The 23,360-nt window shown below is 56.9% G+C and carries 18 protein-coding genes; 8 read left to right on the top strand and 10 right to left on the bottom strand.

Going from position 1 to position 23,360, the window contains the following annotated elements; translation table 11 throughout:
* Positions 1 to 127 precede the first annotated feature (127 nt).
* From L3X40_RS15430 to L3X40_RS15420, 3 genes are all read left to right on the top strand, one after another.
* Positions 128 to 2,173 (top strand): 3-hydroxyacyl-CoA dehydrogenase NAD-binding domain-containing protein, encoded by a 2,046-nt coding sequence (locus L3X40_RS15430; RefSeq protein WP_237366394.1) that lies wholly within the window; start codon positions 128 to 130, stop codon positions 2,171 to 2,173.
* Positions 2,174 to 2,202: 29 nt separating this feature from the next.
* The gene (locus L3X40_RS15425) at positions 2,203 to 3,102 is read left to right on the top strand and encodes an acyl-CoA thioesterase (protein ID WP_237366393.1); all 900 of its coding nucleotides are present in this window, start codon (positions 2,203 to 2,205) and stop codon (positions 3,100 to 3,102) included.
* 357 nt (positions 3,103 to 3,459) lie between these two features.
* Positions 3,460 to 4,230 (top strand): alpha/beta fold hydrolase, encoded by a 771-nt coding sequence (locus L3X40_RS15420; protein WP_237366392.1) that lies wholly within the window; start codon positions 3,460 to 3,462, stop codon positions 4,228 to 4,230.
* 9 nt (positions 4,231 to 4,239) lie between these two features.
* On the opposite strand, the gene glpD is transcribed toward L3X40_RS15420, so the two are convergent.
* The gene (glpD, locus tag L3X40_RS15415; RefSeq protein WP_237366391.1) at positions 4,240 to 5,700 is read right to left on the bottom strand and encodes a glycerol-3-phosphate dehydrogenase; all 1,461 of its coding nucleotides are present in this window, start codon (positions 5,698 to 5,700) and stop codon (positions 4,240 to 4,242) included.
* A 79-nt stretch (positions 5,701 to 5,779) separates the two neighbouring features.
* Between glpD and rnr the strand changes: the two genes are divergently transcribed.
* Entirely contained in the window at positions 5,780 to 8,101 is a 2,322-nt protein-coding gene (gene rnr, locus L3X40_RS15410; protein ID WP_237366390.1) for a ribonuclease R, read from the top strand.
* A 6-nt stretch (positions 8,102 to 8,107) separates the two neighbouring features.
* Here rnr and L3X40_RS15405 read toward each other — a convergent pair whose 3' ends face one another.
* Positions 8,108 to 8,563: a universal stress protein gene (locus L3X40_RS15405; protein WP_237366395.1), complete on the bottom strand. Its 456-nt coding sequence runs from the start codon at positions 8,561 to 8,563 to the stop codon at positions 8,108 to 8,110.
* A gap of 138 nt (positions 8,564 to 8,701) precedes the next feature.
* Between L3X40_RS15405 and L3X40_RS15400 the strand changes: the two genes are divergently transcribed.
* From L3X40_RS15400 to L3X40_RS15390, 3 genes are all read left to right on the top strand, one after another.
* Positions 8,702 to 9,994: a pyruvate dehydrogenase complex dihydrolipoamide acetyltransferase gene (locus tag L3X40_RS15400; protein ID WP_237366389.1), complete on the top strand. Its 1,293-nt coding sequence runs from the start codon at positions 8,702 to 8,704 to the stop codon at positions 9,992 to 9,994.
* Between the two features lie 62 nt (positions 9,995 to 10,056).
* Positions 10,057 to 11,454 carry a dihydrolipoyl dehydrogenase gene (gene lpdA, locus L3X40_RS15395; RefSeq protein WP_237366388.1) on the top strand — a complete coding sequence of 466 codons (1,398 nt, stop codon included), beginning with the start codon at positions 10,057 to 10,059 and terminating at the stop codon, positions 11,452 to 11,454.
* Between the two features lie 85 nt (positions 11,455 to 11,539).
* Positions 11,540 to 12,958, top strand: a complete 1,419-nt coding sequence (locus L3X40_RS15390; protein WP_237366387.1) for a helix-turn-helix domain-containing protein — start codon at positions 11,540 to 11,542, stop codon at positions 12,956 to 12,958.
* A gap of 9 nt (positions 12,959 to 12,967) precedes the next feature.
* On the opposite strand, the gene mmsB is transcribed toward L3X40_RS15390, so the two are convergent.
* The 5 genes from mmsB to L3X40_RS15365 are packed head-to-tail and all read right to left on the bottom strand — an operon-like array spanning position 12,968 to position 18,396.
* A complete protein-coding gene (mmsB, locus tag L3X40_RS15385; protein ID WP_237366386.1) occupies positions 12,968 to 13,846 on the bottom strand; it encodes a 3-hydroxyisobutyrate dehydrogenase in 879 nt (292 codons plus the stop codon).
* A gap of 48 nt (positions 13,847 to 13,894) precedes the next feature.
* A complete protein-coding gene (locus L3X40_RS15380; protein WP_237366385.1) occupies positions 13,895 to 14,671 on the bottom strand; it encodes an enoyl-CoA hydratase-related protein in 777 nt (258 codons plus the stop codon).
* A 3-nt stretch (positions 14,672 to 14,674) separates the two neighbouring features.
* A complete protein-coding gene (locus L3X40_RS15375; protein WP_237366384.1) occupies positions 14,675 to 15,745 on the bottom strand; it encodes an enoyl-CoA hydratase/isomerase family protein in 1,071 nt (356 codons plus the stop codon).
* Complete coding sequence (locus L3X40_RS15370; RefSeq protein ID WP_237366383.1) at positions 15,742 to 16,887, bottom strand: acyl-CoA dehydrogenase family protein; 1,146 nt, start codon at positions 16,885 to 16,887, stop codon at positions 15,742 to 15,744. The genes L3X40_RS15375 and L3X40_RS15370 overlap by 4 nt, the downstream gene beginning before the upstream one ends.
* A 12-nt stretch (positions 16,888 to 16,899) precedes the next feature.
* Positions 16,900 to 18,396 (bottom strand): CoA-acylating methylmalonate-semialdehyde dehydrogenase, encoded by a 1,497-nt coding sequence (locus L3X40_RS15365; protein ID WP_237366382.1) that lies wholly within the window; start codon positions 18,394 to 18,396, stop codon positions 16,900 to 16,902.
* Between the two features lie 100 nt (positions 18,397 to 18,496).
* On the opposite strand from L3X40_RS15365, the gene L3X40_RS15360 reads away from it, so the two are divergent.
* On the top strand, positions 18,497 to 19,393 hold the full coding sequence (locus L3X40_RS15360) for a LysR family transcriptional regulator (protein ID WP_237366381.1): 897 nt from the start codon (positions 18,497 to 18,499) through the stop codon (positions 19,391 to 19,393).
* 24 nt (positions 19,394 to 19,417) lie between these two features.
* On the opposite strand, the gene L3X40_RS15355 is transcribed toward L3X40_RS15360, so the two are convergent.
* The 3 genes from L3X40_RS15355 to L3X40_RS15345 all read right to left on the bottom strand — a co-directional run bounded on the left by L3X40_RS15355 (position 19,418) and on the right by L3X40_RS15345 (position 23,275).
* Positions 19,418 to 19,642, bottom strand: coding sequence for a hypothetical protein (locus L3X40_RS15355; protein WP_237366380.1), 225 nt, complete (start codon positions 19,640 to 19,642; stop codon positions 19,418 to 19,420).
* A gap of 103 nt (positions 19,643 to 19,745) precedes the next feature.
* Positions 19,746 to 21,011 carry an N-succinylarginine dihydrolase gene (locus tag L3X40_RS15350; RefSeq protein ID WP_237366379.1) on the bottom strand — a complete coding sequence of 422 codons (1,266 nt, stop codon included), beginning with the start codon at positions 21,009 to 21,011 and terminating at the stop codon, positions 19,746 to 19,748.
* A gap of 14 nt (positions 21,012 to 21,025) precedes the next feature.
* Positions 21,026 to 23,275 (bottom strand): hypothetical protein, encoded by a 2,250-nt coding sequence (locus L3X40_RS15345; protein ID WP_237366378.1) that lies wholly within the window; start codon positions 23,273 to 23,275, stop codon positions 21,026 to 21,028.
* Positions 23,276 to 23,360 lie beyond the last annotated feature (85 nt).

Here is a 23,360-nt window from a genome sequence, read left to right as displayed (position 1 = left end):
GGCTACTGGCCGAGTCTAAGGCTAAAGCCAGTATCCGACTGAAGTCGGAGGGGTTCCTCCTCCAAGAGGACTCTAAATGGTTCAAGGAACCAGGATCACCGTTATTCGGTAATTGAAGGAGACAAAAATGTCAGTCATCACAACGCACAAGGACGGCAATGTGCTTGTTGTCACGTCCAACAACCCGCCGGTCAATGCGTTGGGCATCGCTGTGCGCGAGGGGCTGGTCGCGGCGATCGAGCAAGCCGGACAGGATAATGACGTCGAAGCGATCGTCATATGCTGCGAGGGGCAAACCTTTTTTGCAGGCGCCGACATTACCGAATTCACCAAGCCGCCGGTTGAGCCATTGCTTCCCGCTGTTGTCGAGATCATTGAAGCCTTTGACAAGCCAGTGGTTGCCGCAATCCACGGCACGGCCCTTGGCGGCGGTTGCGAATTGGCGATCAGTTGCCATTATCGCATTGCCGTGCCCTCCGCTGTTCTGGGTACGCCCGAGGTGAAGCTGGGCCTGCTTCCCGGAGCGAGCGGCACGCAACGGCTACCCCGTCTGGTTGGTGTCGAGGCTGCACTTGAAATAATGACAAAAGGTGAAAATGTACCCGCGCCCAAGGCCAAGGCAATGGGTCTGATTGACCGTCTGGCGGCAGAGGGGGCGCTGATCGACGAGGCGATCGCTTTTGCCCGGGAAGTCGCCGGTGTACGGCCAATTCCTCGCACGAGCGAAAAAAGCATTACCGCTGATCCTGCGGTTATTGACGCGTTTCGGAAAGGAAATGCCCGGAAATTTCGTGGTTTTGAGGCACCCGAAGAAATTATGCGCTGTGTCGAGGCTGCGACCAGGTTGCCCTTTGCGGAGGGGCTTGCCATTGAACGGCAGGCCTTTGTGAAGCTGATGTTCAGCAGTCAGTCGACAGCCCAGCGGCACATCTTTTTTGCCCAGCGCAAGGCGTCTAAAATCGATGGTATAGCCAGTGATATAAAGCTGCGCGATATCCGCAAAGTTGGCGTCATTGGCGCAGGTACGATGGGCGGCGGCATTTCGATGAACTTCCTGTCCGCCGGAATACCCGTCACCATTGTTGAACAACAGAGCGAAGCGCTCGATCGCGGTCTTGGCGTGATCCGCAAGAATTACGAAGCAACCGCTGCACAGGGCCGAATCAAACCCGAGCAGGTGGAAGGTGCCATGGGGCTGTTGACGCCTACGCTCAATATGGCGGATCTGGCCGATTGCGATCTGATCATTGAAGCCGTATTCGAAAATATGGACGTCAAGAAGGACGTGTTTGGAAAGCTGGATGGAATTGCCAAGCCCGGCGCGATCCTGGCGTCCAACACCAGCTATCTCAACATCAACGAAATCGCCGCTGCGACCAGTCGTCCCGGCGACGTGATCGGCCTGCATTTCTTTTCACCTGCCAACATCATGAAACTTCTTGAAATTGTGCGCGGCGCAAAGACTGCAGATGATGTGCTGGCGACAGCGATGGCGGTTTCGAAAAAAATCCGCAAGGTCGCGGTTGTTGCCGGCGTCTGTTATGGCTTTATCGGCAACCGCATGTTGATGCCGCGACAGCTGGAGGCGGAAAAACTTTTGATCGAAGGTGCTACACCGGCCCAGGTGGACAAGGTGCACGTTGATTTCGGTATGCCGATGGGGCCATTTCAGATGGCCGACCTCGCCGGAACCGACATTGGCTGGCACCGCGATCCAAAGGTTATCAACAATCTGCGCGACGCGCTTTGCGCCGAGGAGCGTTGGGGGCAGAAGAAAATGGCGGGCTTTTATGATTATGATGCCAAGCGCAAACCCAGCCCGTCGCCACGCGTCGCCGAAATCATCGCGGATTTTCGGAAAAAAGCGGGCGTGGAACTGCGGGTAATCTCTGACGAGGAGATCATGGAGCGGACCTTGTACCCCATGGTCAATGAAGGCGCGCTGATCCTGGAGGAAGGCATGGCACAGCGCGCTTCGGACATCGACGTGGTCTGGGTCTTTGGCTATGGCTGGCCGGTCTATCGCGGTGGGCCGATGTTCTGGTGTGATCTGGAAGGCGCAAAGAAGATTGTGGCCGGTCTTGAAAAACACCAGGACAAATTCGGGCCAGAATTCAGGCTTTCTCCTTTGCTCAGGGAAAAGGCGAAGACGGGTGGACGATTTAACAATTGAATCCGGCGCAATTGCATATGGAACCATTGATGAACGATATTGCCATGGAACCTGAAAAAGCGCCTTCGGCCAGTGCATTGGTCGCGGATCTGACTGATTTGCTGGACGTGGAGCAGCTCGACCGTGACCTGTATCGCGGGCACCGCAAGAAGGGCGGAGTGGGGCGTATTTTCGGGGGACAGGTAATTGCGCAGGCTGTGATGTCGGCGAGTTTGTCCATTGAAGATGACAAGACGGTGCATAGTTTGCACGCCTATTTCATGCGGCCGGGAGATGAGAATCTGCCCATTATTTTTCGTGTGGAGAGGGATTTCGACGGAGGCAGCTTCGCCAATCGGCGTGTGATTGCCATGCAGAATGGAAAAGCCATATTGAACCTGATCTCTTCTTTTCAGAGGAAGGAAGAGGGGCTTTCCCATATGGCACCGATGCCCCAGGTACCACCACCGGAAAGCCTTATGTCCCTGTTGGAATTGGCCCAGAAACACGGGGGTGAACTACTGTCTGGCCCTCGTACTTTCATGCAACCACCCGGCGCCATAGAATTACGCCCTGTTATCGCGTTTCCCTCGCTTTCCAGCGAGAAGATGGACCCGGCAAATCAATGCTGGTTCAAGGCGATTGCGCCAGTGCGTGATGATCCGCGGTTGCATCAGGCCATGCTGGCTCATGCGTCGGATATGGTTCTGCTCAGCACATCATTATTGCCGCATGGCATTAACGGGGTTAGCCATAACATACAGACCGCCAGTCTGGATCATGCACTCTGGTTCCACGAGGATGTCACGATCGACGATTGGCTGTTGTATGTAATGGACAGTCCATGGGCAGGACATGCACGCGGGTTCAATCGCGGCGCGATCTACACTCGTGAAGGCAAGCTGGTCGCCAGCGTTGCACAGGAGGGCCTGATCCGCATTCGAACCTAGTGGAGTTGAAGTTCGCAACATTGAAGGTCGTCACCCTGAAGCAAGTTGGCAATTGTGCCCTTGAAACATGTAGCCAATCACTCTCCCCTGTGGGGATCGGTGCATAATTTCATTTTACCGTCATCCCCGCGAAGGCGGGGATCCATCTCCTGACCTGACCGCTTGATTTTACGTCGGGAGATGGGTTCCCGCCTTCGCGGGAACGACGAAAATCAGGAAATGCACGAATTATGCAACAGTCCCTTCAGGGGGGAGGGCTATCGATCTTTTATGGGACGAACTTTAGATCCACAGGACTAGAGTGATTTCGAAGCAGGTAGAACATCTGCTGACTCTGAAAGCGGAGCAGGAAAAATCATGGCGACATTCCTGATGATTCACGGGGCATGGCATAGTGGGTGGTGCTTTGATTCTGTGCGCCCGCTGCTTGAAGCTGCCGGGCACAAGGTTATTGCCCCGACTCTGCCTGGTGCGGGCGGCAGTGACGAGGAACTTGCCGCTGTCACGCTGGCCAAATGGAGCGTCTATACGGCAGATCTCGCTTGTGCTCAGGCTGAACCAGTCATCCTTTGCGGGCATAGCCGCGGAGGACTGATCATCAGCGAGGCAGCAGAGCGTGCGCCAGAAGCGATTTCGGCGCTCATCTACATCAGTGGTTTTCTGGTTCCGGCGGGTAAGAGCATGAACCAAATGATAGCCAGTGCAGGGCGTCCGCCCGAATTTGAACGGGGCCTGTCACTGACCGCAAATGGCAGGGCCGTTTCGCTTAGCAAAGAGGCGGCAAGCGCGGCTTTTTACAATGCATGTTCGGAGCAGGATCGCGAAAAGGCTTTGATGCGACTGGTGCCTGAACCTCTCGCCCCTTTAGCTACCCCCCTGGATATCAGTGAAGCGAACTTTGGTTCGGTTCCCCGCCATTATATAGAGTGCGCGCTGGATCGAGCCGTTCCATTATCTTTGCAGCGTTCCATGCAGGCGGCGTTGCCATGTGTGTCGACGACGACACTGGAAAGCGACCACTCGCCTTTTCTGTGCTGTCCCCAAGATCTGGTAACGGCGCTGGACCATATTGCGCAGAGCATTTGCAGTACGGGTTCCGATCCCCCGCGCGGAAGCACGCGGGGCTGACGGGTCTCATCACGGCTCGAAATTTTCGCGCCACCAGCGGGCGAATATGGTCTGTTCCACCGCCGTCATGTGCAAGCCCAGCTTGCTGCGTCGCCACAAGCAGTCTTCTGCCGTTCGTGCCCATTCCTGATCATGCATCCAGCGCGCCTCAACTTCCGTGAAGCCGGCGCCAAAGCGATGACCCATATGTACCTCTTCACGGACATCGTGCAACATTTCGTGCAGCATCGTTCCATAGGCTCGCGCCATGCGAAGGGATTGGGAATTGTTCAGGAACGGCCAGAATATCCGAACCTGAGCCAGAAACTCCTCGAAATCAGCGATCGCGCCGCCGGGAAATACCAACGCCTTGCTATTACGATAATGTGGCCAGGCACATGTGTCGGCAATCAGGGCCAGTGCCTCTTCCGCCAGACGTCGGGCGGTGGTGATCTTGCCCCCGAATATGGACAGTAATGGTGGCTCATTTTCATCCATCTCCAACACATAATCGCGTGTTACGGCCTTGCTGTCCTCCACGCCATCGTCATAGAGCGGGCGCACGCCACTATAGCTGTGCACAACATCGGCGGCCGATATGCTCCGGGAGAAATACAGATTTGTCGCGGTACAGAGATAGTCGATTTCTTCCGCGCAGGCAGGCGTTGCCGATGGCGCATCGACGGCAAGATCCGTCGTGCCGATCAGTGTGAAATGATCTTCATAAGGGATCGCAAATACCACGCGGCGATCAGGTTGTTGCAACAGATAGGCCTGCTCTCCCTCATAACGACGTGGCACGATGATGTGGCTGCCTTTGACCCAGCGTATATGCGCGGTGCTGTCAGCGGCGCTACGCGATAATGTTTCCGCAACCCAGGGGCCCGCCGCATTGACCAGTACACGCGCTCTTGCCTCTTCACCCCTGGACAAAGCGGCCAACCAGATACTGCCTTCCCGCCGCGCGGAGATCAGCTCGGTTCTTGTACGGATTTCAGCGCCATGGTGCGCAGCATCCATTGCATTGAGCAGCGTCAATCGGCTGTCATCGGCCACACAGTCGTTATAGACAAAGCCTTTGGCTGGACGTTTCAACGGGGCCTGCAAACATCGGTCCAATAACTGTAGGCTATGGGAGCGGGGCAGGCGGCTTTTTCCACCAAGCCAGTCATACAGAAACAGACCAGCCCGAATCATCCATCGTGGTCGTACTGCATGTGCGTGCGGTATTACGAAGCGGACAGGCCGGATCACGTGGGGCGCGGCGGCAAGCAACCGCTCGCGTTCTTGCAGTGCCTCCCGTACCAAACGAAACTTCCCATATTCCAGATAACGGAGTCCGCCGTGGATCAGCTTGGTCGACGCTGACGAGGTGGCCGACGCAAGGTCTCCCCGTTCAACCAGCAGCACGGAAAGGCCATTGATCGCTGCTTCGCGGGCAATGGCCGCGCCGTTAATTCCCCCTCCGACAATGAGCAGATCGTGGATCATCGGAGTAATATGGCACGCCTGATCCGAAATTACACCGCTGTGGCTGGCGTGTCGTTTGGTCTGCCTCTATAGCCGCTAAATGCCTTCTCATTCTCGCAAAAGCGGCAAACCACAACTGGCAGGCCTCCCCAGCCGGCAGCAGGTCCTCGATTTCATCACATCGTCCGATGCCCCGGCAGGCAAACGAGAGATCGCGAGGGCTTTTGGCCTGCACGGCGCGGATAAAATTGCCTTGAAGGCTCTGCTCAAGGATATGGCTGATGAAGGCTTGATCGACAGTGCGCCGGGCCGGGCGTTCCACAAAATGGGCGGTGTGCCAAAGGTCACTGTGCTGCGGATCGTCGATATTGACGGCAAGGATGCAACCGCCGTTCCCGAAAACTGGCAGGCTGAGGGCAAGCCGCCTCCGCGTCTGCGCGTCATCGAACGAGGCAGGCGCAATGCGCTTGGCCTTGGCGACCGGATATTGGCGCGGACCGAAGAAAAGGGGAATGGCTGGTTGGCCCACCCCATGAAAAAACTCGCTCGCTCGGCCGAATTGCTGATGGGTGTGGTGGATCGTGGCGAGGATGGGACGATGTGGCTACGTGCGGTCGACAAGAAAATTCGGCGCGACACGCAGATCAGTGAGATTGGTGATGCAAAAGTCGGCGATCTGGTGCTCGCCGAACCTACTGGACGCCCGCCACGCATCATGGCCCGCGTCACCGACATATTGGGTGATCCGTTCGCGCCCAAAAGCTTTAGTCTGATCGCCATCCATAAATTCGGTATTCCCTTCGAATTTCCCGAAGAAGCGGAGCTGGAAGCTGACAAGGTTGCCAAGCTGCCCATCCATCCGGACAAACGGGAAGATCTGCGCCATTTGCCGATTGTCGCCATCGATCCGGTCGATGCACGTGATTTTGACGATGCGGTTTGGGCGGCTGCCGATGACAGCGGAACTAATCCGGGGGGGTATCAGGCAATCGTCGCCATCGCCGATGTGTCTTATTATGTCCGCCCCGGCAGCGCGCTGGATCGTCAGGCCAGAAAGCGCGGGAATAGTGTTTATTTTCCCGACCGTGTGGTGCCGATGCTGCCGCACAGCCTATCATCCGACATGTGCTCGTTGAAGTCAGGTCAGGACCGTGCGGCGCTCGCCTGCCATCTCACTATCGACAAGGGTGGGCGGGTAAAGGATTGGCGCTTTACCCGCGCAGTAATCCACGTTGCCGCCAATATTCCTTATGAACAGGCGCAGGCAGCTATGGACGGGAAAGTCCCTGCACTGGAGGCGGACGGAATTGATCTTGTCGAAGCTGCACTGAAGCCCTTGTGGGCCTGCTGGGCCTTATTAGCCAAGGCACGTGGAAGCCGGGAGCCCCTGGAACTTGATCTGCCAGAAAGGCGTGTCGTCCTTGATGAGGAAGGGCGTATTGTCAGTATCGCCATCCGCGAACGGCTCGACGCGCACCGCTTGATCGAAGATTACATGATTGCCGCCAATGTCGCAGCGGCCAAGGCGCTGGAAGCAAAGAAATCACCGGTCATGTACCGCATTCACGAGCCGCCCTCACGCGAAAAACTGGCGGCTCTCAAGGATTTTCTTGGTACATTCGACATCGAATTTACATTGGGACAGGTGATTAAACCCGCCACGTTCAACAGACTACTGGAAAGAGTGGGCGATGTCGTCCATCGCCCGCAAGTCATGGAACAGATATTGCGCACGCAGACGCAGGCCTATTACGGCCCGCGCAATGCAGGGCATTTTGGCTTGGCGCTGGGCAGCTATGGGCATTTCACATCGCCCATTCGGCGCTATGCCGATCTTCTTGTGCATCGTGCATTGATTGGCGCCTATGACCTTGAAATGCCAAAACCCAAAGACGGGTCTATGCCGCCTTCTACCCTATTGAGCGCAGAGGATGCCGCCGATATGGGCCGGATTGGCGAGGTAATCAGCCAGTTTGAACGCCGTGCGATGGAGGCTGAGCGTGAGACGGTCGATCGTTATGTCGCGGCTTATCTGGCCGAACGAACCGGCGAAATCATTGACGCGCGCATTACCGGCGTACTGAATTTCGGCTTTTTCGCAACCGTTGAGGGGCTGGGCGGCGATGGACTGGTGCCGGTGTCCACATTGGGCGCTGAACGCTTCAACTTCGATGCGGCAAGCCATAGGCTGGTGGGGGAACAGAGCGGCGACAGCTATACCATTGGCCAGCGACTGAAACTGCGTCTGGTGGAGGCCAATCCGGTTAGCGGGGCCTTGCGTTTCGAGCTGATAGAGGGTGTCAACCACCTGCCCGTGAGGGGTGGCCCTAAAGGCCGGAACGGTCAGCCGCGCCCAATCAAGCGGCGGGGTCGCCCTGCCAACGTCCGGCATATGAGTAATCCACGCGGGAAACGGCGTTAATCCTACTCAGCTCAACCTGTCGATTGCTTCTCGGCTAAGGGATCCGGGAATGACCATCACCGGACAGGGCAGGGTGCCTGCATCCGTGCCAGCGAAATGGTTCACCAGCGGTCCGGGCGGGCCTGAAGCCGCAGCACCCAAAACCAGGGCGGCGATCTTGTCATTTTCTTCAAGCATCTTTCGAACGACCTGCACAGGTTCGCCAGAACGAACGGTAATGCTGGGACGGATACCCGTTTCCTCGATCAATGTGCCGGCCGCACCGGAAACCAGCGCTTCGGCCCGTTGATGTGCTTCCTCCTCTATCGTTGCCTGGACGCCGCCCCATTGGACAAATTCAGCGGGCGGAATCAGCGCGACGATCTGCACTGCGCCGCCGGTTTTTGCGGCGCGGCGTGCGGCGAAGCGCAGTGCGACGCTGGCTTCCTTCGTCTCATCGACAACCACCAGATAAATACGCATGTCGGCATTCTCCCCGCCATGGGCGCTGGAAATATGCGCCAAGATCCTTCATCTCTGGGCCATGGCCTTGACCAATCTCACGAAACTGTCAAGTACGGGTTCTCGTAGCGGAATCAAAAGAAAAGGCCCCTGATCGCGATGTCCATCAATATCCAGATGCCCGCACTTTCACCCACAATGGAGGAAGGAACGCTCGCCAAATGGCTGGTCAAAGAAGGCGATGCTGTCAGCGCGGGTGATCTTTTGGCCGAAATCGAGACGGATAAGGCGACGATGGAATTCGAAGCGATTGATGAAGGCATGGTTGCCAAAATCATGGTCCCGGAAGGTGCTGAAAATATAAAGGTCGGTACCGTTATCGCCGTTTTGGTTGAAGAAGGGGAAGATGCGAGCGAAGTCGCGGCTCCAAAAGCTGCTGCTCCGGCTGCTCCGGCTGCACCCGCTGCCTCCAGCCCGCCAACGGCTGCGCCAGAACCCGAGCCTCAGTCCGAAAAGCCCGAAAAGGAGGCGGTATCGTCCACGCCTGCTGCATCCGGCAACCGTGTCAAGGCAAGCCCACTGGCGCGTCGTCTGGCTGAACAAAAGGGCGTTGATCTGACTGCGATGGCTGGATCTGGTCCAGGTGGGCGTATCGTCAAGGCGGACGTTGAGGGAACGAAGCCCAGCGCGCCTGCACCTGCCGCAGCGGCGCCCAAGGCGTCAGCCCCTGCGCCTCAGGCCGTTACAGCGCAAGATTTCGGCATTCCGCACGAGGTGGTTAAGCTGTCGGGGATGCGAAAGACGATTGCGCGTCGATTGACCGAATCGAAACAGACGGTGCCCCACATATACCTGACCGTCGACATTCGCCTCGACGCCCTGTTGAAGCTTCGTGGTGAATTGAACGCTTCGCTGAATAGTCGCGGCGTCAAACTGTCGGTCAACGACCTGTTGATCAAGGCATTGGCAGCCTCTCTGGTACGTGTCCCCGAATGCAATGTGCAGTTTGCAGGCGATACTATGTTGCAATTCAGCCGTGCAGACATTTCCGTTGCTGTATCCATACCATCCGGGCTTATCACCCCCATTATCACCGATGCGGCAGGCAAGGGTGTCGCCGCCATCTCTACCGAGATGAAAGATCTCGCCGGCCGTGCCAAGGAAGGGAAGCTCAAGCCGGAGGAATATCAGGGCGGCACCGCTTCGCTGTCCAATATGGGCATGTTCGGCATCAAGCAGTTCGAAGCCGTCATCAATCCGCCACAGGGCATGATCATGGCGATCGGGGCGGGCGAAAAGCGGCCCTATGTGATCGACGACAGCTTGCAGATCGCAACCGTGATGTCCGCCACCGGCAGCTTTGACCATCGTGCCATCGACGGCGCAGATGGAGCGCGGCTGATGCAGGCATTCAAGGAGTTGTGCGAAAAGCCGCTGGGGATGCTCGCGTAATCATAGATGTTGAAAGAGTAAGCGCTGACCACATGATGGTGTAGCGTGGAGGAGATATTTTGATGGCCGACACTTTCGACCTTATCGTTCTGGGCTCTGGCCCTGGTGGCTATGTTGCGGCTATCCGCGCCAGTCAGCTTGGTCTCAAAACCGCCATTGTCGAACGTGAAAGTCTGGGCGGCATCTGCCTCAACTGGGGCTGCATCCCGACCAAGGCCCTGCTGCGTACCAGCGAAATCTATCACTATATGAAGCAGGCTGAAAAATATGGCCTGTCGGTGGAAAAGCCGAGCTTTGACTTGGAAAAGGTGATTGGCCGTTCTCGCGGCGTTGCCAAGCAGTTGAATCAGGGTGTCACCGGCCTGATGAAAAAGAACAAGATCACTGTCTATTTTGGTGATGGGAAGTTGACCGGAAAGGGCAAGATTTCCGTCACCAAGGATGGCAAGGCGACGGACCTGGAGGCGAAGAACATCATCATCGCCACTGGCGCCCGCGCCCGCGATCTGCCTTTTGCAAAGGCCGATGGCAAGCGCATCTGGACCTATCGCCATGCCATGACTCCACCGGAAATGCCGACCAAGCTGTTGGTTATCGGGTCTGGCGCGATCGGGGTCGAATTTGCGAGTTTCTACAATGATATGGGCGCGAAAGTGACCGTCGTTGAAATGCTCGACCGGATCCTTCCCGTTGAAGATGCTGACATCAGCGATTTCATGGCGAAGGCCTTGACCAAACAGGGCATGGATATTCGCGCCAGCACAGGCGTGCAGAAGATCACGAATACCGGCAAAGCCATCAGTGCAGAGATCAAAGGCAAGGACGGCAAGGTCACGACCGAAGAATTCAGCCATGTGATCGTCGCGGTAGGGATCGTTCCCAACGTGGAAAACATCGGTCTTGAAGATATGGGTATCGAGCCAGATGAGCGATACCACATCAAGACCGACGACTATTGCCGCACCAATGTGTCGGGCATCTATGCCATTGGCGATTGTACCAGCGGCCCATGGCTGGCGCACAAGGCCAGCCACGAAGGTGTGATCGCCGTCGAACATATCGCCGATGCGCACCCCCATCCGATGGACCGCAATAACATTCCCGGCTGCACCTATTGTCATCCACAGGTGGCATCTGTCGGCTTGACCGAAGCGAAAGCCAAGGAAGCCGGCTATAAGGTCAAGGTCGGTAAATTCCCCTTCATCGGCAATGGCAAGGCTATTGCGCTGGGTGAAGTGGAAGGCTTTATCAAGACGGTATTCGATGACGCCACGGGTGAATTGCTGGGCGCACACATGGTGGGCGCGGAAGTGACAGAGCTGATTCAGGGCTATGCTGTCGGCAAGACGCTGGAAACAACGGAAATTGAATTGATGCAAACCGTTTTCCCGCATCCGACTCTTTCGGAAATGATGCATGAAAGCGTGCTCAGCGCTTATGGACGGGCGCTCCATATCTGACGCGGTTCTTTGCGCTTTCGCATCAACGGTTGCCTAATTCCGTATTTTTTGCAAAACTGCCTTTCCGCAAATAGGAAGGGCAGCAGTGGGCAAGCAGCGTCTTTATGCTGGCGAACGGCTTCGTTCGTTGCGGTTACGGTTGGGTCTGTCTCAATCGGTCATGGCCGCGCGAATGGGCATTTCCAACAGCTATCTCAGCCAATTGGAACATGACGACCGGCCAATGACGTCTGCCATACGTCAGACCATTGGGCGAACCTTTCCAATGAATGGCGCGGACTTTGAGGTGGACGACGAACAGCGGCGCACATCGGGTGTTCGTGATGCGCTGACCGATCCGCTGTTCCGGGGGATGGAAATATCCGACGGTGCGGTGGATCGCCTTGTCGAATTGCAACCGGCCATAGCAGACCGCCTGACGGCATTGCACCAGGCCTATCGTGGTGCCCTCAACCGCCTGCAATTCGTTGATGATGTCATATCGAGCGATATGGGACTGGACGGCCGCCTGCCATGGGAGGAGGTTCGTGATTGGTTCCATCTGGCTGGTAATTACGTCGATTCTATCGATCGCGAAGCTGAACGGATGGCTCGCGATTTATGGGGCCGGGATCAAATCGACGACGATGCCCTCCTGGGGCGATTGAAAAATAGGCATCAGGTTGTCGTGGATCTGACCTCGCGTGAGGACAGTGCACGGTTGTTGCGCCGTTATGATCGCCGAACGAAAACATTGACACTATCCAGCAGCATGCCGCCCGACAGTCGCCGGTTTGCACTTGCGCACCAACTGGCGGCGCTGGAGCTGGCGGATGTGATCGCAGGCGTCAGGGACGAAGCAGAATTGCGGTCGGACGAGGCAAGGCAGCTTTTATCCATAGGTTTAGCCAATTACGCAGCTGGGGCGCTGTTGATGCCATACGATCATTTCCGTCGAACGGCGCGGAGCCTGCGCCACGATATCGACCGGTTATGCCAATATTATTCTGTAAGCTTCGAACAGGCGTGCCACCGATTATCGACGCTCCAGCGACCGGGGGAATGCGGCACGCCCTTTTTCTTTTGCCGGGTCGACATGGCGGGAAATATCACCAAGCGGCATTCGGCTACACGCCTGGAATTCGCCCGTTTTGGTGGAGCCTGCCCATTGTGGGTCGTGCATGAGGCGGTGGCCATCCCCGACCGGATCGTTGTGCAATTGGCCCAGACGCCCGATGGCGCGCGTTATGTCTGCATGGCCAAGGGATTGGTAAAACCTTCGGGCAGCTACGCCCGCGCGCCGCGCCGATACGCCGTGGCGCTGGGCTGTGAAATCGAACACGCCAGAAGCTTCGTCTATGCCGATCAGTTGGACATCACCAATGAACAGGCGCCTACACTGATTGGTATAAGTTGTCGCATCTGTCCGCGCACCAATTGCGATCAGCGGGCTTTCCCGCCTGTCGATCGCAGTCTGTCTGTCGATCCCGACGTGCGGGAAATTGTACCCTACAAGATTAAATAGAGTCCGGCGCTATTTCCCGCGCAACATCTCGATAATCGCCGAAAAGTCACGACCGCCTTCGCCGGCCGATGCCAGCATCTGATAAAGTGCTTCGGCTGCATTTCCCATCGGCACGCTCGCGTCCACGGCATGCGCCGCCTGGGTTGCCAGCTTCAGGTCTTTCAGCATCAAAGCGGTCGCGAACCCGCCCTGATAATTGTTGTCGGCAGGACTCTGCGGCCCGATGCCAGGCAGGGGGCAATAGCTGGTCATCGACCAGCTCTGACCCGAAGAAACGCTGCTGATATCGTAGAAAATCTGCGGATCCAGACCGATCTTTTCAGCCAGAGCAAAGGCCTCACAGGTCGCAACCATGGTCGCGCCCAATAACATGTTGTTGCATATCTTGGCCGCCTGTCCATTACCCGCACTGCCGGCATGGATAACCGCTTTCCCCATAGCGGACAGGATTGGCCTGGCGCGTTCAAAGGCGCTGTCCGTACCGCCGACCATGAAGGTCAACGTGCCACCTGCCGCCGCCGCAATGCCGCCGGAAACCGGCGCATCGACCATTTCAAAGCCTTTGCTGGCGGCGGCGGCAATCACCTTGCGCGCTGTAGCGACATCAATGGTCGAACAGTCAAGGAACAGCGCCCCCGATGCAGCGCTTCCGAAAACTTCATTGCCATAAACCATGTCGACATGCTTGCCCGCTGGCAGCATGGAGACAACGGCATCGGCGCTCGCTACGGCGGCAGCGGTGGATGTTGCGCGGCTGCATCCTGCCTCTTCCGCATGGGCGAGGGCGGCTTCGGAAAGATCGAAAGCGATGACTTCATGCCCGGCTTTCACCAGATTTGCAGCCATGCCGCCGCCCATGTTGCCAAGACCAATGAATGCAATTTTCATGTCAGGCTATCCTCTTCCATTCTGGTTTTGGCCAGGTAACAGTTGAATTTACCGGCCTTTCCACACGCCCGCACGCTTTTCGACGAAAGCAGCCATGCCTTCCATCTTGTCCTGCGTGGCGGCGAGGCCCTGAAACAGGCGGCGTTCTGTATAAATGCCCTGAAGCAAGCCGGTTTCGAAGGCGAGATTGACCATTTCCTTGTTCACCATGGCAGCGAGCGGCGGCATGGCCGCAATGGCAGCCGCAGTCTTAAGTGCGTCTTCCAGCAAATCCGCGGCGGGAACAATCCGGGCAACCAGACTGGCACGCTCAGCCTCTATGGCGTCCATCATCCGCCCGGTCAGGCACATTTCCATCGCCTTTGCCTTGCCGACCGCACGCGTAAGCCGTTGCGACCCACCCATGCCGGGCGCAACGCCCAACTTGATTTCGGGCTGGCCGAATTTGGCGGTGTCGGCGGCAATGATGAAATCCGCCATCATGGCCAGTTCGCAGCCACCGCCAAGCGCATAACCCGCGACCGCCGCAATCCACGGCTTACGGGTGGCGACGACCTTGCTGGTCCAATCAGCGAACCAGTCGGCGCGGTACATATCGGCAAAACCCTTGTCCTGCATCTCCTTGATATCGGCGCCAGCGGCAAAGGCCTTTTCACTGCCGGTGATCACGGCACAGCGCTGACTTTCATCTGCATCATAGGAAGCAAAAGCAGCGATCAGATCGGTCAACACCTGACTGTTCAGCGCATTCAACGCCTGCGGACGGTTGAGCGTGATCAGGGTGACTGCATCACGCTTTTCGACAAGGATGGTTTCATAGGCCATGGTTTAAGCTCCCAATGCTGGCGTCAATTCGGGTAAGGGTGACCACTCCTTATCCGCAGGCAGCGCGGAAAAGAGAGAATCAACAAGAGCATCGGTAACAGCTTCCGGCGTCGAGGGGACCCATTTGGGCGAATTATCCTTGTCGACAATCACCGCGCGAACGCCCTCAATGAAATCCGGGCGACGGATGACATGGCAGGCAAGGCGATATTCCATGCGCATATTATCGGTAAAATCGGCTAGATTTGCGCCAGTCGCCAATTGACGCAATGCCACCTTGATCGTCTGCGGCGATTTCGTGGCAAGAACGGAAAGTTGTTTTTCTGCCCACTCGCTCCCGTCGGCCTTGAGAGCCGCAAGAATGTCCTCATATCGGTCGTAAGCAAAAAGCCGATCGATGTCTGCGCGCAGCCCTTCCAGTTTCGATGGAGGCGGGGATGTGCCTGCATTGTTCAGCAGAGATTCGACTGCTGCTGGATCGGCAATGATTTTCGTCTTTACGTCTTTAAGGATTTCAGATGGAATATAATGGGTGGCAATGCCTATCGCCTTGCAATCCGCGCCGTCGATCCGCCCGCCGGTCGTCGCCAACCATGCACCGATTCGACCCGGCAAGCGTGGCAGAAACCAGCCTCCGCCCACATCGGGAAATAGGCCGATCCCGGTTTCGGGCATGGCGAACAGTGTTCGTTCCGTAGCCACGCGATAACGCGCGGGCAGGGAGATACCGACCCCGCCGCCCATGGTGATGCCGTCGATAAAGGCCATAATGGGCTTTTCATAAACGAACAGCAGATGGTTCATGCGATATTCGGTGAAGAAGAAATGCTCTGCTTCCACACAATCCGACTTGGCACTGTTGGCGATAAGGGCAATGTCACCGCCTGCGCAAAAGCCGCGCCCTTCGGCATGATCTATCGTCACCGCCGCGATGCTGCCGTCGCTGCGCCAGTTGAGCAAGGCCGCAATGATTGCTTCACACATAGCGGGCGTCAGCGCATGGATGGCCTTTGGCCGGTTCAGACGTATCCGCCCTATATTGCCATCGCGTGAAATCAGCACTTCATCGGTCATTGGCGCAGCATGTCCCTTGCAACGATCATCCGCATCACCTGATTAGTGCCCTCTAAAATCGAATGAACGCGTAAATCGCGCCAGAAACGTTCGATCGGATAGTCCTGCAAATAGCCATAGCCACCGTGAAGTTGCAAAGCGCGATCCACAACGGACGACCCGGTGTCGGTGGCAAGGCGTTTTGCCATGGCGGCAAAGCGTGTCTTGTCTGGTGCATTCTCCGTCACCTTCACAGCGGCCGCATAGAGGAGGGTGCGGGCGGCCTGCAATTCGGTTTCCATGTCCGCCAACGTGAACTGTGTTGCCTGAAAATCCGCTATGGCTTGGCCGAACTGCTTCCGATCCTTTGTATAGTTCACCGCTTCGTCCAGGCATCGTTGTGCACCACCCAGCGAACAAGCTCCAATATTGAGTCGACCGCCGTCGAGACCCATCATGGCGATCTTGAAACCATCGCCCTCTGCGCCGACAAGATTTTCAACAGGAACACGAACGCCGTCAAAATTCACTTGTGCTGTTGGTTGCGAATGCCAACCCAGTTTTTTTTCCGGGGCACCGAAACTGACGCCGGGCATGTCCTTTTCGATGATCAGGCAGCTTATGCCCTTGGGTCCGTCTTCACCGGTACGAACCATGACCACATAGACTTCATTCTCTCCACCGCCAGAAATGAACTGTTTGGAACCCGTGACGATATAATCGTCGCCGTCCTTGACAGCCTTTGTCTTGAGCGCAGCAGCATCCGATCCTGCGCCCGCTTCGGTCAGGCAATAGCTTCCCAACTTTTCCATGGTCGTCAGTGCGGGGAGATACTTATTCTTTACAGCTTGCGTCCCGAAGCGGTCGATCATCCAGGCGGACATGTTGTGAATGGAAATGAAGGCACTGGTGGATGGACAGCCATAAGCCATCGCTTCCATGACGATCGCCGCTTCAAGCCGCCCCAGCCCAATGCCACCGGCTTCTTCCGAGACATAAATGCCGCCAAAGCCCAATTCCGCCGTAGAGCGAATGGTGTCGCGGGGGAAAATATGCTTTTCGTCCCATTCTGCCGCATAGGGCGTTATGGCGTCGGCGGTGAACTTGCGCGCCATATCCTGAATGGCGCGCTGATCATCCGTTAGGTCGAACTGACTGGTCATGGCAAGACCTTATCAGGCCATTGTAGGGATGACGAAGGCATTCTCTCCGGTGACCGATCCATCCGGCCAACGTTGGGTTATGGTCTTCATCTTCGTCCAGAACTTGACGCCTTCCATGCCGTGCTGGTTGGTGTCGCCAAAGGCCGAACGTTTCCAGCCGCCAAAGGTATGATAGGCGACCGGTACGGGGATGGGAACATTGATGCCGACCATACCGACATCGACCCGCGCGGCGAATTCGCGGGCGGCATGGCCATTGCGAGTGAATATGGCAACGCCGTTACCATATTGATGCTTTGACGGCAGAGCCAGCGCTTCCTCAAAGCTTTCGGCGCGGACCATTTGCAGGACCGGACCGAAAATTTCTTCCTTGTAGCTTTCCATATCGGGAGTGACATGATCGAACAGGGTCGGGCCGACAAAGAAGCCGTTTTCATGACCCTGCAAGGTAAAGCCGCGGCCGTCGATGACCAGTTCCGCGCCTTCTTCCACACCCTTGGTGATCCAGGCTTCGACCTTGGCTTTATGCGCAGCGGTAACGACGGGGCCGTAATGCGCTTCATTGTCGGTGGAAATGCCTACGCGCAGCGCATTGATTGCCGGGATCAGCTTTTCGCGCAATGCAATGGCCGTTTTTTCGCCAACCGGTGTGACGACCGGCAAAGCCATACAGCGTTCGCCAGCCGAACCGAAAGCGGCGCCGGACAGATCATTCACCACCTGGTCCAGATCGGCGTCGGGCATGACAATGCCGTGATTTTTCGCGCCGCCCATGGCCTGCACGCGCTTGCCCGCTTCAACACCGCGTCGATAGACATAATGGGCGATGTCTGACGAACCGACGAAGCTGACACCCTTGATATCGGGATGGTCCAGGATAGCGTCGACCATTTCCTTGTCGCCCTGCACAACCTGCAGGATACCGTCAGGAAGTCCCGCTTCCTTGAACAGTTCTGCCAGACGTACTGGCACGGACGGGTCGCGTTCCGAGGGTTTCAGGATGAATGCGTTGCCCGTGGCGATAGCGACGCCGGACATCCATAGAGGAATCATGCCGGGAAAGTTGAATGGCGTAATGCCCGCACCGATTCCCAGTGGCTGCCGCATGGAATAGACATCGATGCCGGGGCCTGCACCCTGAGTGTATTCGCCCTTCAGGACATGCGGAATGCCGCAGCAGAATTCGATAACCTCCAGCCCGCGCTGAATGTCGCCCTGGGCGTCCGCAATGACCTTGCCATGTTCCGAAGAGAGGAGGAAGGCGAGATCGGCCATGTTCTTTTCGACCAGTTCCTTGAATTTGAACATGATGCGGGCGCGGCGTTGCGGATTGGTCGCGGCCCATGCGGGCTGCGCAGCCTTCGCCACTTCAACGGCGCGATCAAGTTCAGCCTTGGTGCCCAACCTGACCTGCGCTTGGACGACACCATTGTTGGGATCGAAAATGTCACTGGTCCGGGTGCCGCCCGACTGTGAACCACCGGCGATAAAATGTTCAACGATGCGCATTCCGCTGTCCTCATATCCTGATTTCTGACGTGTATACAGGGCGGACCCACAGCGGCACAATGGTTTGACTTGCAGGATGTGCCTGCATTATTGCAGGTGAATGAACTGGGACGATCTGCGTTTTTTCTTGTCGGTGGCACGGGCGGGCCAGATCGGTCGAGCGGCGCCGACCCTTCGCGCAGATCCCACGACTGTATCGCGGCGTGTCAGACGGCTTGAGGCTGACCTTGGCCAGGTGTTGTTTGAACAGGACCGCGATGGCCAAAAGCTGACGGCGGCGGGCAGGGCGCTGTTAACGCGAGCGGAAGACATGGATCGATGCGCAAGCGCCATCAGCGAGGGCAGTGGTGGCGATGGCGGACCATCCGGCATATTACGGATCAGTGCGTCAGAGGGCTTTGGAACCTGGATTATCGCTCGCCATTTGCACGAATTTGCCGACCAATATCCGGCGATCACCATTGATCTGACGGCCAGCAGCGGCTTTTTGAATCCGGGCAAGCGGGAAACGGATATCGCGATCCTGCTCGCCCGGCCACGCAAGGGGCCGCTGCTGGCACGCAAGCTGACCGAATATAGCCTGGGCCTCTATGGATCGCACGACTATCTCGAATCCGCAGGTGGTGTCGTTCGTCGCGACTCACTCGGCGGGCACCGTATCATCGGTTATATTCCCGATCAGATATACGCACCGGAACTTGACTATCTGTCCGAGCTACTGCCCGGCGTTGATGCATCTTTGCGCAGTTCCAGTATCAACGCACAACAGCGTATGTGTCAGTCCGGAGCCGGGCTGGCGATATTGCCGGACTTCATCGGCGGACAGGACAGGAAATTACAGCGGGTGCTCCCCGATTTCATCCTTCGCAGAGCCTTTTGGATCGCAATCCACCAGGATGTCCGCAACCTGGCGCGGGTTAGCCTGTTCAATGACTGGTTGACGGAAATTGTTGCCCGGCAAGCCGATGTACTGAATATTACAGGCAGCAGCTCATGACGGTCGATTGCCCCGCACCGGAATTCAATCCTCCCAATAGGAGCGCATTTCAACTGCGTCGAGAATTTTGCCACCAGCCATGAAAACCGCACCCGTGCAGGCGAGTGCCAGAAGGATGCCGCCGAAACCGGGATATTGATGCATATAGACCACCCCGCGCTCGGTCGCACCAAGGGCAAGGGCATAAATGATGAGAAAAGCCTCAAATTTGGTTTTGATCACGAATAATCGTTTGAACTTTTTCCACATGGAAATTCTCAAGCAATTCATGTGCCAAACCCGGATTTTAGCCACATAACGAAGTGAAGAAATGGTTAAATGTCAATTTAACCGACACCTGAGCCCACGGCTTTCAGTCGCTGGTTCCGGAAAGATCGCGCGCAAGATCAAGGTGATCGATCAATGCCTTGCGGGCTTGTCGAACTATGGCGATAAGCGCGGGATTCTCAAGATCAGCCGGTGCGATCTGTTCAGGCCAATAGCGATCGACGAGTATTGCGATTCCATCCAGCTTTTCCCTATCGGCAAGGAAACGCGGATCGATATCGGCGGGATCAGCAACGACACGCAGGCGCAGACAAGCGGGACCGCCGCCATTGGCCATGGATTGACGCACATCGACGGGGATAAGCCGGCGTATCGGGCCGTTGCCCTTCACCATCTCGCCAAGCCAGTTCCAGACAGCGGGCGTGTCCTGCGCCTCGGTTGGCAGGATCAGCGCCATGCCTCCATCAGGCAAGCTGACGAGCTGGGCATTGAAGAGATAGCTTTTGACCGCATCGGCAAGACTGACGGCCTTGGCTGGGACTTCAATGATTTCGATTTGCGGCAACAGAGTGCGCAGCGCGACATAGAAGCTGCCCTTGTCAGCGAAAGCCAGTTCATGTGCGAAAAGGACATGCTCATTGGCGACAGCAACAACATCATTATGAAATGCGCCTGCCGCGATTGCCTTTTCCGACTGCTGGACGAAAAGCGTTCGGGCCGGATCGAGACCATGAATGCGGGATATAGCCTTTCCCGCTTCGATATGTTGGCGCACGGGATAGGCCCCGCCGTTTTTGCCATAAACGAATATTTCGATGCCTGCCGTTCCATGCCCGTGGCAGAGCCGTATATGATTGGCTGCACCCTCATCGCCGAAAGGAGGGAGAATCGGCCCATGTACGCGGAAACTTGCTGCAGCGAAGGCGATTTGGAGCTGCTTGAGCGTTCCGGACCATTCATGGCTTCGGTGCGGCATGGTCATCAGGTTGGCAACCGTCAGATGGCATTTGCCATCTTTGGTATCCGGCGCGGGAGAAACCGTGGCGGCATTGGCCGCCCACATGGATGAAGCGGACCATGCGGCGGCACGCATATGCGGTTCGGCATCAGTCAGGTTTTCACCCAGTTGTTCCAACCATTCCTGGTCCGGACGGTCTTGTGGAAGAAACAGCCCCTGTGTCAGGCCCAGCGCCAGATTGGCCTGCATCTTGGCTATACCCTGCAGGGCGGCGGCACGAGGAAAGGCGATTTTCCCGGCATTAAGAGCCGATGCAAGATTGCCGGGGCTAAGACCCGCATAATTATGGGTGGGTCCGATCAGTCCATCAAAATTGATTTCCTGAAGTGGCATGATCCCCGTTCGGTCTAACCCCTCAACCGTTCAATCGCCTGGGCCAGCGCAACGTAGAGCTTGCCCATATCGGACGAAAGCAGCGTCACAGCCAATGCACTGCCGTCACGGGTTGCCAAAATCTGCCGCAGCATCGCTTCAAAGTCATGGATATAACGGTTCACATATTCACGGAAATCCGCGTCCTGATCGTAATGATGCGCAATTTCGCGCGCTTCGCCACCATCGAGCAACTTTACGGCCCGACGGGTGAAAACGCCGCGATCCCCTTTCAGGTAAGCCGCCCAACTGGAATCCGCGACTTCATTGGACAGGATTTTACCGACATCGATGGCTGTGCTGTTCAGGGCTTCGATCAGTACGGCGACACGACGAGCAAAATTATCCTTGTCGCGTTCTTCTGCCTCTTGACGGGCATCGTCTATGCGCCGTTCAACGCTCGCGCTGGTATCTGCGATGGTCAACATTTGCCGCATCAGCCGGTCCGTCGCCTGATGCGCCGCCGCCAGTGCCGATTCGGCCACGGTGGCGATCTGTTCCATCTGAGCCGCTACCTTCTGGGCAACCGCATCCTCAAGCGCTTTCTGGCTGGCCTTGCCCAACGCATCTGCAGCCTCTGGTATTGTCTTTGCCAGTGCCTGCCGGGCTCGTTCTGCGGCTTGTTCGGCAGTATCCTTGACCCGCAACAGAGCCTCGATCAGTTTTGGCCCGGATTGATCGGCCAACTGCCCCGCCTGCACGTCTGCGCCTGCAATGGCGTTGCCCAGTTTTTCCACCTCGATCCGATTGGTGACCAACTGCGCCTCTGCGCTTGCCAGCCATTCCTTTAACGCTACCGCCTGCGTTCGGATCATCTCTTCGGCTTCGTGTACCCGGCCCAATATGGCGTCGGTAACGGCTTCCAGTTTTTCGGCATCGGGTGATGCGCTGGCCAGAATTGCCAAACTCTTGTCCATCCGCTCGTCGAGGCGACCGAGCGCCAATGGCAAGGTTTCGTCCAGTTCACGCGCACTGGAATCCAGAGCCAGTAACAGGGATTCGGATCGACTGATCAACCCATCTGCCGTCTCATTACCACCAGCGAGGGCGCGTTCCATCCGCTCCGCTTCCTGTGCAAGCGTAGCCATGGCTTCGCTCAAGCGCTGATTGCGTGCGATTCCATCGCTTTCCAACGTAGCGAAGCGTTCCGAAAGCCCCGTCAAGCTTGATTCCAGGCCTTCGGTCAGATGCCCTGCAACGCCCGTTTGATCCTGCAACAATCCATTGATTTCGTGCAACTGTATCTCGATCTGCGCAATATTGTTCGAAAAACCTTCGGTCGCATCTGTTCCTATGGATGAAATCGCTGCACGCGACTGGTCGATCATCAGACCAAGGGCTTCAGCTTGAGCATCAAGTCCCTTGCGACTCGTGTCCACGCCTTCGCGTGCCCGCTCCAATGCGGCGTCGATCCTTTCGGTCGCCAGAATCGTCATGTCATCGATCTCGCCCGTCACGGCCCTGGTCGATTCCTGCAAATGCTGCAATTGGCCGGACAGAAGCTGTGTGGCGCCCAGCGTTTCGCTCTTCGTTCGTTCGGTAAGCGATGCGATCGCTTCCAACTCGACCTGCATCAATGTTGCCTGTTCAAGCGCGGTTGCGCCACTGGCACTGATTTCGCGCGCAACGGCGGCGACCTGAGCCTCTGCGCGGGGCAACCTGTCGTTCAGTACCGTCAAATTGGCCGTAAGAACCGACCCAGCTTGTTCGAGACCCTGCGATTTTTCCTCTGCCAATTGCATCTGGCCGATCAGTTCACTGGCCGAATCCCGCATCAGCGCCGCTGAATTCAAACCGAATTCCTGCAACAGGCGTGCCTGTTCGGCCAATTCGCCGCGCGCCGCGGTCAATTGCTCGCGCATAGCCGCCATTCTGATTTCCAGCTGTTGGCTTTCGTTGCGCAGAAGATTTGCGGCGTCCCCATAGCGGCGCATCTCCGATCGGCTGTTACGCATGGTAAGCAGATAGGCAAGCGCGATCAGGATAAGCGGAACAGAGGCTGTCGTTACAATGGCGGGAATGTCGGCAAGGCTTGGCGAGGCAAAGCCTGTACCCAGCAGGAACCAGCCGTAGAATATCAGCCAGCCCAGCGCTGCCGCAATGGCGGACAAGCGAATCAGCAGTGGCAGCCTTGAGGGAACCTCAAACGAATCATCGTCTGCAATGCCTTCAGCAAGAAGCTCTTCCTGCACGGTTTCAACTGCTGTTTCTGTGCTTTCGCTCATAGCTTCCGCGCGCATAGCCGCGTGATCGGGCTTTTGTTTGTCGCGCCAGAGGCCGACGATTTTTGTATCTCCGGACATGATGGAC

The organism is Rhizorhapis sp. SPR117 (genome assembly GCF_021742065.1).
The sequence above is the reverse complement of the archived record's forward strand: the minus strand, read 5'-3'. Positions and strand labels throughout refer to the sequence as shown.